The 12,951-nt window shown below is 59.8% G+C and carries 13 protein-coding genes; 4 read left to right on the top strand and 9 right to left on the bottom strand.

What is annotated here, in order from left to right; all coding sequences use genetic code 11:
* Positions 1-102: 102 nt before the first annotated feature.
* Genes ABFT80_RS25290 through ABFT80_RS25300 form a run of 3 tightly spaced genes read right to left on the bottom strand, consistent with a single transcriptional unit; the run spans position 103 to position 2,844 of the window.
* A complete protein-coding gene (locus ABFT80_RS25290; protein WP_347974722.1) occupies positions 103-1,011 on the bottom strand; it encodes an SDR family oxidoreductase in 909 nt (302 codons plus the stop codon).
* Positions 1,008-2,171, bottom strand: a complete 1,164-nt coding sequence (gene queG / locus ABFT80_RS25295; RefSeq protein ID WP_347974723.1) for a tRNA epoxyqueuosine(34) reductase QueG — start codon at positions 2,169-2,171, stop codon at positions 1,008-1,010. The genes ABFT80_RS25290 and queG overlap by 4 nt, the downstream gene beginning before the upstream one ends.
* Positions 2,152-2,844, bottom strand: a complete 693-nt coding sequence (locus tag ABFT80_RS25300; protein WP_347974724.1) for a glutathione S-transferase family protein — start codon at positions 2,842-2,844, stop codon at positions 2,152-2,154. Before ABFT80_RS25300 ends, queG begins: the two co-directional genes overlap by 20 nt.
* A gap of 154 nt (positions 2,845-2,998) precedes the next feature.
* Between ABFT80_RS25300 and ABFT80_RS25305 the strand changes: the two genes are divergently transcribed.
* Positions 2,999-3,805: an undecaprenyl-diphosphate phosphatase gene (locus ABFT80_RS25305; RefSeq protein ID WP_347974725.1), complete on the top strand. Its 807-nt coding sequence runs from the start codon at positions 2,999-3,001 to the stop codon at positions 3,803-3,805.
* Between the two features lie 592 nt (positions 3,806-4,397).
* Positions 4,398-4,820, top strand: a complete 423-nt coding sequence (locus ABFT80_RS25310) for a YciI family protein (protein ID WP_347974726.1) — start codon at positions 4,398-4,400, stop codon at positions 4,818-4,820.
* Between the two features lie 271 nt (positions 4,821-5,091).
* Here ABFT80_RS25310 and ABFT80_RS25315 read toward each other — a convergent pair whose 3' ends face one another.
* From ABFT80_RS25315 to ABFT80_RS25340, 6 genes are all read right to left on the bottom strand, one after another.
* Positions 5,092-6,066, bottom strand: a complete 975-nt coding sequence (locus ABFT80_RS25315; protein ID WP_347974727.1) for a complex I NDUFA9 subunit family protein — start codon at positions 6,064-6,066, stop codon at positions 5,092-5,094.
* Positions 6,067-6,185: 119 nt separating this feature from the next.
* Positions 6,186-6,638, bottom strand: a complete 453-nt coding sequence (locus tag ABFT80_RS25320) for a DoxX family protein (protein WP_347974728.1) — start codon at positions 6,636-6,638, stop codon at positions 6,186-6,188.
* Between the two features lie 136 nt (positions 6,639-6,774).
* Positions 6,775-7,554 (bottom strand): ABC transporter permease, encoded by a 780-nt coding sequence (locus tag ABFT80_RS25325; protein WP_347974729.1) that lies wholly within the window; start codon positions 7,552-7,554, stop codon positions 6,775-6,777.
* 2 nt (positions 7,555-7,556) lie between these two features.
* Positions 7,557-8,351 carry an ABC transporter permease gene (locus ABFT80_RS25330; protein ID WP_347974730.1) on the bottom strand — a complete coding sequence of 265 codons (795 nt, stop codon included), beginning with the start codon at positions 8,349-8,351 and terminating at the stop codon, positions 7,557-7,559.
* Between the two features lie 14 nt (positions 8,352-8,365).
* On the bottom strand, positions 8,366-9,145 hold the full coding sequence (locus tag ABFT80_RS25335) for a transporter substrate-binding domain-containing protein (RefSeq protein ID WP_347974731.1): 780 nt from the start codon (positions 9,143-9,145) through the stop codon (positions 8,366-8,368).
* A 49-nt stretch (positions 9,146-9,194) separates the two neighbouring features.
* Entirely contained in the window at positions 9,195-10,007 is an 813-nt protein-coding gene (locus tag ABFT80_RS25340) for an ABC transporter ATP-binding protein (protein ID WP_347974732.1), read from the bottom strand.
* Positions 10,008-10,315: 308 nt separating this feature from the next.
* Between ABFT80_RS25340 and ABFT80_RS25345 the strand changes: the two genes are divergently transcribed.
* Both ABFT80_RS25345 and ABFT80_RS25350 read left to right on the top strand, forming a co-directional pair.
* Complete coding sequence (locus ABFT80_RS25345; protein WP_455190009.1) at positions 10,316-11,164, top strand: dimethylarginine dimethylaminohydrolase family protein; 849 nt, start codon at positions 10,316-10,318, stop codon at positions 11,162-11,164.
* On the top strand, positions 11,161-12,759 hold the full coding sequence (locus ABFT80_RS25350; protein ID WP_347974734.1) for a 5-guanidino-2-oxopentanoate decarboxylase: 1,599 nt from the start codon (positions 11,161-11,163) through the stop codon (positions 12,757-12,759). The genes ABFT80_RS25345 and ABFT80_RS25350 overlap by 4 nt, the downstream gene beginning before the upstream one ends.
* The last annotated feature ends 192 nt before the right edge of the window (positions 12,760-12,951 follow it).

Below are 12,951 nucleotides of genomic sequence, written 5' to 3' on the forward strand. Positions count from 1 at the left end.
CGGAATTTTCATGAAAGCCAGACCTTTTGCGCGGATTCTGGGCCGCGTTGGTTACCGAAACATGAATCGCTTCGCTAAAATGCAGTGCTTTTTCAGCGAAATCTACGCCTTGATCGGGGTTCTCGCATCGCTCTCGCCAAGACCCTGCCAGCTTCCGTCCTGCCACATGCTTTCGAGTGCGGCGCGGTAGTTCGGATGTCGGAAACTGTAGCCCTCGGCCTTGATGGCGGCGTTCGAAACCCTCTTGTTCTCGCCATAGAAAGAGCGCGCCATGGGCGAAAGTTGGGCAGTTTCGAAAGAAATTTCGGGCGGCGGTGCGATTTTCATCAGTTCGGCAACGTAAGCCACCACATCCTGCGGCGGGGCGGGCAAATCGTCGGTGACATTGAAGATGCCGCCGCGTTCGGCTGTCAGCAAAGTCCAGAGCGCACCGGCAATGTCATCGACATGGATGCGGTTGAAGACCTGGCCTTCCTTGATCAGACGCCGCGCAGTCCCATTGTGCAGATTGACGAAGGCGTTGCGGCCCGGACCATAAATGCCCGACAAGCGCAGCAAAGCGACGGGCTTGCCGATTTCCTTCCTAAGATCGAGCCATGCGTTTTCCGCCGCGACGCGCTGCATCGAGCGCTTCGACATCGGGCGGCATTCAGCCGTTTCGTCCACCCATCCACCTTGATGATCGCCATAGACGCCGACAGTTGAAAGGTAGCCGATCCAGCGCAGATTTTTCATGCCTCGGATGACGTCGCCGGTGGCATTCAATACGGGATCACCGGCCTCATCGGGGCCAGCGGAGATGACGAGATGCGTGGTTCGTTCAAGTTCCCCGGCCAGATCGGGCGAAATATCTGCGCCGTCGAATGACAGCGGCAGAATGCCGGACGCTTCGAGTGCGGCGAATTTTTCAGGCGAGCGCGTCGTGCCGGAAATGACTGCGCCGCCCGGATTGGCGCGGGCAAAAGCCTTGCCGGAATAGCCTGCGCCGAAAATCAGTATTCTGTCGCTCATGCATAAATTCCAGTTATTTCGGCAGCTTTTTGCCATTCCGCGATCACGTTCTCGTCGGCTTCTGCGGCAGGCATGCGCAGTTTCTCGAAATCCTGTGCGTCGAGCAATCGCGAAAGCGCCCACACTGCCGCACCGCGAACCAGCGGCGATGCATCGTCCAGCAAGGACCGGCATGTTGCGATAAGCGACTGATCGCCGGAGTTTCCCGCCGCGATCAGCACGTTACGAATGAAGCGGTCGCGGCCGATGCGTTTGACCGGTGAGCCGGAAAAGAAGGTGCGGAATGCGGCATCGTCGAGCTTTATCAGCTCGGCCAATGAAGGCTCGCGCAAATCTTCGCGGGCGGAAAGCTTTGCCTCGGAGGCTTCGCGCGCAAACTTGTTCCACGGGCAGGCGGCGAGGCAATCGTCGCAGCCATAAATCCGGTTGCCGATAGCGGCGCGGAATTCATGCGGGATCGGGCCTTTGTTTTCGATGGTGAGATAAGAGATGCAGCGCCTTGCATCGAGCCTGTAGGGGGCAGGGAAGGCGTCTGTCGGGCAGGCATCGAGGCAGGCGCGGCACGAGCCGCAATGATCGATCTCGGCGTCGTCCGGGTCGATTTCAGCGGTGGTGAAAATCGTGCCGAGAAACAGCCATGAACCATATTGGCGGCTTACAAGATTGGTGTGCTTGCCCTGCCAGCCAAGTCCGGCGGCTTCAGCCAGCGGCTTTTCCATGATCGGGGCCGTATCGACGAAAACCTTCACGTCACCGCCTGCGCGGGAGACGATCTTGCCGGCGATCTCCTTGAGGCGGCCTTTCATGACGTCGTGATAATCGCGGTTTCGCGCATAAGCCGAAATCGCGCCGCGATCGGGCCTTTGTTGTAATTTTCGCGGGTCTTCATCCGGCCCGTAATTCATTGCCAGAACGACGATGGATTTTACTTCCGACCAGAGAACGCTCGGATTGCCGCGCCGCAATTGCGTTTCGGCGAGCCAGTCCATCGAGCCATGAAATCCGTCGCCGATGAATTCGGCCAAGCGGGCAGGGGCGAGCGGAATTGAATCGGGGGTCGTGAAGGCGACAGCCTCGAAACCGGCGCGCTGAGCTTCGCGCTCGATCAGGCTGCGGAGGCCGGCGCTCCGGCCGGGTTTCTCAGAAGTCGAGGTCCGCATAATGGGAAACGGGCGATATGCCGCGCACCCTGTCGGCCAGAAGCGGCCGGAAAGAGGGACGAGATTTTACGCGTGTGTACCATTCGCGCGCCGAATTGTGCTCGCGCCAGTCGATCTCGCCGAGATAATCGAGAACCGAAAAGGCGGATGCGGCGGCAAGGTCGGCATAGGTGATGCGCGGACCGGCCAGCCAATGGCGGGTGCCTGCAAGCCAGTTCGTGTATTTCAGATGCTGGCGGATGTTGGAGCGCGCGGCGCGGATGGCACCCGAATCGGGCGAGCCGCCGCCCATTTCGCTCGGCATCATCGGCTTCAGCACGCGTTCGCGCACCAGATGCCGGGTGACTTCGCTTTCGGTCTTCACGAGATACCAGTCGATCAGGCGGCGGATTTCGGCGCGCTGCATCGGATCTTCTGCAAAAAGCCGCTTGTCGCGCTTCAGAACGCCGCGCGTCTCGTCGAGATATTCCGCAATGACGGTTGCGCCCACGATCGGCACGTCGCCTTCGGCCAGAAGCACGGGCAGGGTGCCTGCGGCATTTAGCGTCAGAAATTCCTTACGGCGCGCCCATGGCTTCTCTTCAATTAGCGCAAGTTCCTCGCCATACTCGCCGAAGGCCAGGCGGACGAAGCGGCATGATGCGTACATTGGGTGTTGGAATAGCGTCAGCATGGTCCTGCGATGGTCAAAAAAAGCACTCTGGAAAATTTTCGCCTGCGCCTGTAAGTCTGAGCCGCAAATTTCGAACGAGGCGTGATGCGCCCGACCTATAAGAGGGTTCCTGCTTCATGACAAGCAAGCCTCTGCCCCCCGAACATGGTGAAGTATGGAAAATCAGTCGATAGTTGCAGCGCTTTTTCTCGGCCTGCTCGAAGGCCTGACCGAATTCATTCCAGTTTCTTCCACGGCACATATCCTTCTGGCAGGGCATTTCCTGGGGTTTCACTCGACGGGCAAGGCCTTCGAAGTGCTGATCCAGCTTGGCGCTATCCTCGCTATCCTCACGGTTTATTTCAGCCGCCTGTGGAAAATGGCAGCCAATTTTCCGAGCGACAAACGCACGCAGCGTTTCGTGCTTGGTATTCTGCTGGCCTTTCTTCCGGCTGCGATCATCGGCGCGATGGCGCATAATTTCATCAAGACGGTGCTGTTCGAATCGCCTTATCTGATCTGCATCATGCTGATCATCGGCGGCGTGATCCTGCTGGTGGTGGATCGGCTGCCGCTGCGCCCGAAATATAATGACGCGATGGATTTCCCGCTCTCTCTGTGCCTGAAGATCGGCTTCATCCAGTGCCTCGCAATGATCCCCGGCACGTCGCGTTCGGGCGCGACCATCGTCGGTTCGCTGCTGCTTGGCGCGGATAAGCGCTCGGCCGCGGAGTTCTCGTTCTTCCTCGCAATGCCGACAATGGCAGGTGCCTTCGCATACGATCTCTTCAAGAACCGCGACATCCTGTCTGCCGCCGATGTTCCGATTATCGTGACGGGCTTTATCGCGGCCTTTGTCGCTGGTGTGTTCGTCGTGCGCTATCTGCTGGATTATGTTTCGCGCCATGGCTACTCGCTGTTCGGCTGGTGGCGTCTGGTGGTTGGTGCGCTGGGACTGATTGCGCTGACTATTTTCGGGTAAGTTTTGTCGTTGCCACGCCCGCTTTCCGGGTCTGGCCATTGTCAAAGAACCGGGAAGCGGGGCGCATCGCCGTGCCTTCCTAGTAAGTGATATATTTGGCGCGACGTCCGCACCCCGCCGGTCTTTGCTATCCGGTTGGTCGGGCACAATGTTTATGCATTTCCATAGTGCAGGAAAACATCGCGGTTTCTCCGCACGCTTTCAGAAGTTTCATAAGCAGGGTTTGTCACTTCCCGTCATGAACGCATCTTCGGCGCGCCGACCTGTCCCGGCCCTCCGCTATGGCTCCGGGCGTTCGACATTCAAAAAGCCAAATCGTTGGCTTTTTGCCGACCTTCGGTCGGACATGTCTCACCCCTCGGAACTCACGACTACCGCAGTCGCAAGTGGGAGGTCACCGCTGTCTGAACCGATACCCGGTGCGCACCGGCTTCCCGCTCAGACAGTGGGGGAATGATAGGAGTGTGGAAAAGGGGGTGAATAAAAAACATGAAATTGAAGGTTTTTATTCACATGCTGTCGGCTTCCCAAAGGGTCGTTCGTCATATGATCGAAGAGGCTGTTTCAGCCTCGATCCATAGGGAGAGAAACGATGCGCGTTGCAGTTTTTGTGAAGGCGACGAAAGACAGCGAAACGGGCATGTTGCCATCGACCGAGCTGCTCGAAGCCATGGGCAAGTATAATGAACAATTGGTCGAGGCCGGTATCATGCTGGCAGGCGAGGGGTTGCATCCATCGTCGAAGGGCAAGCGGATTGCCTTTGACGGGGCTGGCCGTACGATTATCGACGGGCCTTTCTCTGCGACGGGCGAACTGGTTGCGGGTTTCTGGCTGTGGCAGGTCAAGGATATGGCCGAGGCGGTCGAGTGGGTGAAGCGCTGCCCCAATCCGATGCCCGGTCCAAGCGAGATCGAGATCCGTCAGATTTTCGAGGCGGCGGATTTTGCCGAGAATATGACGCCGGAGATCGCCGAGCGGGGTGAACGGTTGCGCGCCAAGCTGGCTGAGGGGTGAGCGGGGAAGGCGAAGCGGTTTCTTTGAAGGAAGCGCGAGGCACCCCCCTCTGCCCTGCCGGGCATCTCCCCCTCAAGGGTGGAGATTGGCTGACACAACCCTCTCCGCCTCCATTGGAACGTCAACAATTGGTACGGCGGTCATGACGGGGTAATCTCCCCACTTGAGGGGAGATGCCCGGCAGGGCAGAGGGGGGTGATGTCCCGCCAGCGCTTTTATCTGAAAAATGAAAAGCTAAAACGCCGTTGCCGACTAATCGGCCTCAAGCCGGTCAGGCTTCGTTTTTGCGGGCGAACTGGCCGGCGACGCGGTAGGTCCAGAGATAGGATGGCAGGATCGAGGCGGTGGAGGTCGGATGGATGCCGAGTGCTTCGAGCGTGCGGCCGGATTTCTGCGCTGCTTCCGAAACGACATTGTCCCGCTGCAGCAGGATGACCTGATCTTCGGTCAGCAAAGGCTTCGGCAGGAGGCCAAGAATTTTGCCCTGCAGCTTTGCCACCCACCATGGAACGGGAATCAGCAGGCGCTTGCGGCCGATGACGGAGAGCATTTCCTGAAGGCATTCGCGGAAGGTGAGAACCTTCGGGCCGCCGAGTTCGTAGGTCTTGCCGCCTTCGACCTTGCCATCGACCGAGCGCGCGATGGCTTCGGCGACATCGCCGACATAGACCGGCTGGAAGCGGGTTTCGCCGCCGCCGAGAAGCGGCAGGAAGGGCGACAGGCGCGCCAGATTTGCGAAGCGGTTGAAGAACATGTCTTCCGGTCCGAACACGATGGACGGGCGGAAAATAACTGCGTCCGGCAGGGTTTCGTGAACGGCGCGCTCGCCTGCGGCCTTGGTGCGTGCATAGCCCGATTCGGAATCGGCGTTTGCGCCGATTGCCGAAACATGGGTGAGTTTCGCGCCCTCGGCACGGGCGCCCTCGGCAATGGCGCGTGCGCCGAAATCATGAACCGAGGTGAATTTCTGCTTGCCGCTTTCGTAGAGCAGGCCGACGAGATTGATGACATGGTCGGACCCGCGGATTGCGCGATCGACGGACCAGCGCACACGCAGATTGGCCTGAATGGCCTGAATCTGCCCGACATTACCGAGCGGCTGAAGGTGCCCGGCAAGGTCGGGCCTGCGGCAAACGACACGAACGCGGTATCCCCGGCGCGCGAGCGCGCGCACCACGTGGCGGCCGAGAAAGCCCGAACCGCCAAAAACGGTGACGAGTTTGGGATTCTGCAGGATTTCAGTCATGTCTGGCTCCGTGTTGCCTCACGCTTGGCTCCGGGTGTTCTTAATCCGTTTGGCTACAAAGGCAAGAAGGTGCAGGCATGAAGGATGCGCGCAGATTGACGCCTGCGCGCATCGATTAATCAGAATTCCTTGCCGATGCGGGCATCGACGGAATGGCGGTTTGCCCCGCGAATGAAGAAGAAGAACAGGATCGCAGCCCAGAGGATGGACTTTTCCGCGCCGGAATAGCCTTCGCCCAGCGTGATCCAGTGGAACCACACCGTGACCAGCAGGACGAACGTGCCTGCGAAGGCGGCAGGGCGGGTCAGGAAGCCGAGGGCGATCAGGATGCCGCCGAAGAATTCGGTTGCGGCCAGAAGCGGTGCCCAGAATGTGCCCGGATAGAAGCCGAGGCCCTCGACCATGCCAGCCGCGCCGAACGGATTTACGATCTTGGGGGCGCCATGGACGACAAGTGCGGCGCCGGCGATTACACGCAGCAGCGTTTCGGCACCTTCATGAAGGCCGCTGTAAAGTCCGCCAAGTGCGGGAATGAAAAGTCGTCGGCGCGGTGCAATATGTGTGTCGGTCAAAGCTCTCTCCTGAATGCAAAAATTTGCCGGACGGTAAGCGTACGCAAAAAGCTTCACCGTCAAATCAACAATTCTTTATACGCGCGCGGAGTTCCAGTCGCATGACTGTCGTAAGTTGCGGGATTTCGGGAAAAACTTACCCCAATCGTGCCGGAATGCGCGCTTCCAGACGCCGGAACAGGAAGACAATGATGCCGGTGATGCACAGGTAGATCAGCGCCAGCAGGAGCAGCGGCTCGTAGACAATGAAAGTGTCCTGCCTGACGCGCGATGAAACGGCGTAGATGTCGACCACGGTGATCGTCGCGACCAGCGGCGTCGCCTTCAATTGCAGCACGGTTTCGCCGGCAAGCGTCGGCAGGGCGCGCTGGATCGCCTGAGGAAGCCAGATGCGCCGGAAAATCTTGCCGCGCCGCATGCCGAATGCGCGCGCCGCTTCCAACTGTCCGCGCGGGACGCCAGCGAAGGCACCGCGCATGACTTCGCCCTCATAGGCGGCGAAAGAAAGGGTAAGCGCCAGCACGGCATAGGGCCAAGCCTGGCGCAGATATGGCCAGAGTTCCGAACCCCTGATCCACGGATATTGCGGGAAAAGCGAGCCTAGGCCGTAATAGAGAAGCCAGAGTTGCAAGAGCAGCGGCGTGCCGCGAAAGATCGTGCAGAATGTGCGGGCAGGGATCGCAAGCCAGAATGGTCCGGCTGCCTGCGCAAGGCCGAGAGGCAAAGCGAGCATGAAACCGAGCGTGCAGGTAAGGACCAGAATCCAGATGGTGCGCCAAAGGCCCTGCAGCGCGAGGTCGTAATATTGCGGGATCCAGTCCCAGCGCATGAAGATGGCGGCGGCGAGAAACAGCCCTGCGGCGACCAGCATCAAGCCGATGCGATGCGGTTTCAGCCATGTCTTTCGAAACGACATGATCAGCGCCCCTCCATGACGGAGGGCATGCCGCGCCGCGACCAGCGCTCGATGCGTTTGATGATCGCGCCGGAAAACAGCGTCAGCATCAGATAGAGCGCGCCAGCGGCCATGAAGAAGGTGAAATATGCCTTGGTCGAGCCTGCCGCCTGCCGTGTCGCCAGCGTCAATTCGTTGAAGCCGACGACGGCCAGAAGGGCCGTATCTTTCGTGGCGATGAGCCAGAGATTGGCGAGGCCCGGAATGGCGAATGGGAGCATTGCGGGCAGGGTGATGCGGCGAAGCAGAAGGGCGGGCGGCATGCCATAGGCGCGCGCGGCCTCGATCTGGCCTTGCGGCACGGCGAGGATCGCGCCGCGCAGGACTTCGGTGGCGTAAGCGCCTTGAACGAAGCCCAGAACCGCGATGCCTGCGACCAGCCCGCTGATGTCTATGCGCGCATAGCCGAAGGCTTCGAGCGCCCGGTTTATCAGGTCCGTTCCGGCATAATAGAGCAGCAGGATGAGCACGAGTTCGGGCACGGCGCGCACGATTGTCGTGTAGCATTCGAGCAAATCGCGGATGATCGGGCCGCCATAGAGCTTGCCATATGCCCCGCCCACGCCAATCAGAAGACCCAGACCGAATGCGCCAAGCGCGATCTGCACGGAGTTGAGAAGGCCGTAAAGCAACGTCGCGCCCCAACCCGGAGGCGTCGGGGACAGCAACTCGAAAACGCTGAGTTGGGACAAAGGAAGCAGCAGGGCGTCGATGGGATTAGCCTCTGGTGAGACAGATGCGGCCAAATCTGGCCGCATCTGAATGGCCGGGGTCAGCTACCGTAAATGTCGAAGTCGAAGTATTTCTTGGCGATTTCGTCATATTTTCCGTTTTCGCGGACAGCTTTGATCGCGGCGTTGAATTTTTCCTTCAAATCGTCTTCGCCCTTGCGCAGGCCGACGCCGACACCCGGTCCAAGTACTTCCAGATCCTGCGCCACTGTGCCTTTCATTTCGCAGCAGGCCTTGCCCTGCTCGGTGGCTAGGAAGTCGTCGAGCGCGATGCTGTCTGCCTGGACGGCATCGATGCGGCCTGCGGCCAGGTCGCCATTCGCTTCATCCTGCGTCTGGTAAATCTTGATCTCGGATGCCGTCGCGCCGAAATGTTTCTTGGCATAGGCTTCATGGACGGTGGAGACCTGAACGCCGATGATCTTGCCGCTGAGGGCTTCCGGCGTGGCGTCGAATTTCTCTTCCTTCGGGCCGATGATGCCGGTCGGCGTGTTGTAGTATTTGTCCGAGAAGTCGATGGTTTTCTCACGTTCGGCGGTGATCGACATGGACGCCATGATCGCGTCGATCTTCTTGGTGGTCAGCGCCGGAATGATGCCATCCCATGCAACCGGCGTGATGGTGCAATCGAACTTCGCTTCTTCGCAAACGGCTTTCGCAAGCTCGACTTCCCAGCCGACCCACTGGCCCGATGCGTCGGGCGCGGCGAATGGCGGGTATGGTTCGGCGGCGATGCCGATCTTCAAGGCCTGCGCGTTTGCGGCACCGGCGCTGATCGCGACCGATAGTGCGAGTGCTGCTGCTTTGAGAATGTTTTTCATTTCAATGCTCCCATTTCCCCTTGGTTGAACCCTGCTCCTTGCGCACCCGTCAGGAGACGTTGCGGATAAACTGCTTCAAACGCTCCGATTTCGGCGCGCCGAAAATCTGCTCCGGCGGGCCTTCTTCCTCGACCAGACCGTTGTGGAGGTAGACGACATGGGTCGCGACCTTGCGGGCGAATTTCATCTCATGCGTGACCAGAACCATTGTGCGGCCTTCGCACGCCAGATCGGCGATGACGCGCAGGACTTCACCGACCAGTTCGGGGTCGAGCGCGGAGGTCGGCTCGTCGAACAGCATGACGCGTGGCTGGATGGCGAGGGCGCGGGCGATTGCGCCGCGCTGCTGCTGGCCGCCGGACATGAAGGCCGGATAGACATCGCGCTTTTCAGCAAGGCCGACGCGGGCCAGAAGCTTTTCGGCATCGGCAATCGCATCGCTGCGCCTGACGCCCAGAACATGCACCGGAACCTCGATGACATTTTCGAGCAATGTCATGTGGCTCCACAGGTTGAAGCTCTGGAACACCATGCCGAGTTTGGAACGTATGCGCTCGATCTGGCGGCGGTCTGCGGGGATCGTGTTGCCCGACCCGTCATGCTTGAGGCGGATTTCCTCGCCGTTTACGCGGATGATGCCGCTTGTCGGATTTTCGAGGCAGTTGATGCAGCGCAGTAGGGTCGATTTGCCGGAACCGCTGCCGCCGATTATGGCAATGACCTCGCCATCGCGGGCCGACAGCGAGACGCCTTTGAGGACGTGCAAATCTCCGAACTTCTTGTGCAGGTTTTCTACGTGGATCGCTTCGGCTGCCTCATAGGCAGCGGCTTCGCTCTCGTCAGATACTGCGCCGGAAGCCATCAGTGGCGTTTCTCCGGCGAAAGCACGACATCAGCCGCGCTGGTTCTTCGACAATACATCGTCGCTACACATCCCATTGCCTGCGTCAGCGAAGATACAATTACAAATCGCCGACTGAATTTCCTGCGCCGCCTTTTTTTAGTCGTTCCCGCTTATGGGTCGGCGCATCTGGTCAGCATGGCCCCATGACTTGCCGTCGTCAACAGCGGTTTTTTGGCCCATTGCGCTTTGTGCGAGGCAACGGCTAAGAATTGCACAGACCGGATTTAGGGAGATAAAGAATGGCTATCGCATTCGGGGCTCAATCGATGGCGGCTCCGATCAAGCGCGTTCTCATGCGCTCCGCACGATCGGCGATGGCCGGTGCTGATCCCAACCAATGGCATTACGGGCCGGGCTTCGATCCCGCCAAAGCCGCCAATCAGCACGATGCGCTGACGAAGCTCATCGAGGCTTCCGGTGCTGACATCGAGTGGCTGACGGACGAGCAGGATGGGCTGGCCGATTCCGTTTTCACCCATGACCCTTCGATGGTGACGGATTACGGCGCGATCATTCTTTCGATGGGCAAGAAGCTGCGCCGCACGGAGCCTTCGCTTCATGAGGCTGCCTATGAACGGCTCGGCGTGCCGATACTCGGGCGGATCGAAGGTGAAGGCACGGTCGAGGGCGGCGATTGCGTGTGGGTCGATACCAAGACGCTGGCGATAGGGCGGGGCGTGCGCACCAATCAGGACGGCATCCAGCAGATGGCCAATATTCTCGCGCCCAAAGGCGTGGCGGTGTACGGCTTCGACCTGCCGCTCTGGCATGGCGAGGAAGCCTGCCTGCATCTGATGTCGGTGATCAGCCCGCTGGCCGACGATCTGGCGCTGGTCTATTCGCCGCTGCTGCCTGCCGCCTTTTACCAGCTTCTGAAAGCGCGGGGCATTGCGCTGGTCGAAGGCGACGCGGAGGAGTTTGCGGCCAGCCACGGCTTGAGCCTCAATGTGCTGCCGACTGCGCCGCGCGAGGCGATAGCGGTCGATGGTTTTCCGAAGACCAAGGCGGCGATGGAGGCTGCGGGCTGCACGGTTTCCGTGTTCGAGGCCGATGCCTTGTGCATCGCCTGTGAGGGCGGGCCGACCTGCCTGACGCGACCGATATTGCGCCAATGACGGAGGGTTCCAAGCAGACTGTCGGCGAGGCTCTGATCTCGCTGCTCGAAGCGCATCGCGTGCAGTTCGTGTTCGGTATTCCGGGTGTGCATACGCTCGAACTTTATCGCGGGCTTGCGAGCTCGACGATCCGGCACATAACGCCGCGCCACGAACAGGGCGCTGGCTTCATGGCGGATGGTTACGCGCGCGTCAGCGGCAAGCCGGGCGTGGCCTTCGTCATCACCGGGCCGGGGCTGACAAACACGATCACCGCGATGGGCCAGGCGCGGGCCGATTCCATTCCGATGCTGGTCATTTCGAGCGTGAACAAGACCGAAACTCTGGGAAAAGGGCTGGGTTATCTGCATGAATTGCCCGATCAGCGCGGATTAATCGAAAAAGTCGCGCTGTTTTCGCATCGAATCGAAGACGGCAACGAGTTGCCCGAAATTCTGGCGCGGGCGTTCACGCTGTTTGCAATGGGCCGGGCAGGGCCGGTGCATATCGAAATTCCGATGGATGTGCTGGGAAAGCCGATCGGAAAGCTTGAACGCCTGACGCTCGATACACCTTCGAAAAAGCCGAATGCGGAACAGATCGTCGTGGCGCAGCGGCTGATCGGCCAGTCGCAAAAGCCGGTGATACTCGCAGGTGGTGGTGCGAAAGGTGCGGAAGCGGCGTTGCAGAAATTCGCGGGGCGGCTGGATGCACCGGTCGTGCTGACGGCGAATGCGCGCGGATTGCTGTACAAGCATCCGCTGTGTGTTCCTGCCAGTCCGAGCCTGAAAGGCGTGCGCAAGCTGATCGACGAGGCGGATCTGGTCATCGCGGTGGGTACGGAATTCGGACCTACCGACTACGACATGTATGGCGATGGCGGGTTTTCCATGCCGGAAAATCTCATCCGTATCGACATCGACAAGGAGCAGTTGAAGCGCCGCAGCGCCACACTTTCCATTGAGGCAGAGGCGAGCATCGCGCTCGATGCGTTGAAGCTTGCTTTGCCTGCGGGTGCAGGAACGCGGGGCGAAAGCGGGGCGGCTCGTGCCAAGGCCGCGCGTGAAGCGGCGCTTGGCGATCTCGATCCGGTCTTCCAAAAGCAACTACCGGTTCTGGAAGCGATCCGCGACACGCTGCCCGGCGCGATCATCATTGGCGATTCGACGCAGCCGATCTATGCGGGAAATCTCTATTACGATCACGACCGGCCTGCGGGTTGGTTCAACGCGGCAACGGGATTCGGTGCGCTGGGCTATGGCCCGCCCGCCGCAATCGGTGCGGCCCTTGCCATGCCCGATGCGCCGGTCGTCTGCCTCACCGGCGATGGCGGATTGCAGTTCACGCTTGCGGAGCTGGGTGCGGCACGCGACGCGAAAGCTGCCGTGATCTTCGTGGTGTGGAACAATCGCGGCTATCGCGAGATTGAAACCTCGATGCTGGATGTGGGTATCGAGCCGGTGGGCGTTTCGCCGGAACCACCGGACTTTACATTGATTGCGAAGGCTTACGGCATTGCGGCCGAGCGTGTTTCCGAGGTTTCGGGGCTTGTTGAAGCGTTGAAGAGGGCGCGCGAGGGGGATGTGCCTTATCTCATCGAGTTCATGGTCGATTAGAGCCTTCCTGTTTTGATGCAGTCACGAGGCACCCCCCTCTGCCCTGCCGGGCATCTCCCCCTCAAGGGGCATTGTTTACATCCGACTGTTTTTGGATTCTTCTGCTGCCTATCATGTGATTTGGTGGGGAGAAAAAGGATGGACTGTCCAAATTGCCAGAGCCAGGATTTGCGCAAGACCGGTCGCAAGGAC

The sequence above is a fragment of the Foliimonas ilicis genome (assembly GCF_039939195.1).
GTDB classification, from domain to species: domain Bacteria; phylum Pseudomonadota; class Alphaproteobacteria; order Rhizobiales; family Rhizobiaceae; genus Foliimonas; species Foliimonas ilicis.

Excerpts from the sequence above, each read along its gene's own strand:
- ABFT80_RS25305 (WP_347974725.1), top strand. The coding sequence starts at position 2,999 with ATGGAAAATCAGTCGATAGTTGCAGCGCTTTTTCTCGGCCTGCTCGAA.
- ABFT80_RS25290 (WP_347974722.1), bottom strand. The coding sequence starts at position 1,011 with ATGAGCGACAGAATACTGATTTTCGGCGCAGGCTATTCCGGCAAGGCT.
- ABFT80_RS25325 (WP_347974729.1), bottom strand. The coding sequence starts at position 7,554 with ATGTCGTTTCGAAAGACATGGCTGAAACCGCATCGCATCGGCTTGATG.
- queG (WP_347974723.1), bottom strand. The coding sequence starts at position 2,171 with ATGCGGACCTCGACTTCTGAGAAACCCGGCCGGAGCGCCGGCCTCCGC.
- ABFT80_RS25335 (WP_347974731.1), bottom strand. The coding sequence starts at position 9,145 with ATGAAAAACATTCTCAAAGCAGCAGCACTCGCACTATCGGTCGCGATC.
- ABFT80_RS25345 (WP_455190009.1), top strand. The coding sequence starts at position 10,316 with ATGGCGGCTCCGATCAAGCGCGTTCTCATGCGCTCCGCACGATCGGCG.
- ABFT80_RS25340 (WP_347974732.1), bottom strand. The coding sequence starts at position 10,007 with ATGGCTTCCGGCGCAGTATCTGACGAGAGCGAAGCCGCTGCCTATGAG.
- ABFT80_RS25300 (WP_347974724.1), bottom strand. The coding sequence starts at position 2,844 with ATGCTGACGCTATTCCAACACCCAATGTACGCATCATGCCGCTTCGTC.
- ABFT80_RS25310 (WP_347974726.1), top strand. The coding sequence starts at position 4,398 with ATGCGCGTTGCAGTTTTTGTGAAGGCGACGAAAGACAGCGAAACGGGC.
- ABFT80_RS25315 (WP_347974727.1), bottom strand. The coding sequence starts at position 6,066 with ATGACTGAAATCCTGCAGAATCCCAAACTCGTCACCGTTTTTGGCGGT.
- ABFT80_RS25330 (WP_347974730.1), bottom strand. The coding sequence starts at position 8,351 with ATGCGGCCAGATTTGGCCGCATCTGTCTCACCAGAGGCTAATCCCATC.
- ABFT80_RS25350 (WP_347974734.1), top strand. The coding sequence starts at position 11,161 with ATGACGGAGGGTTCCAAGCAGACTGTCGGCGAGGCTCTGATCTCGCTG.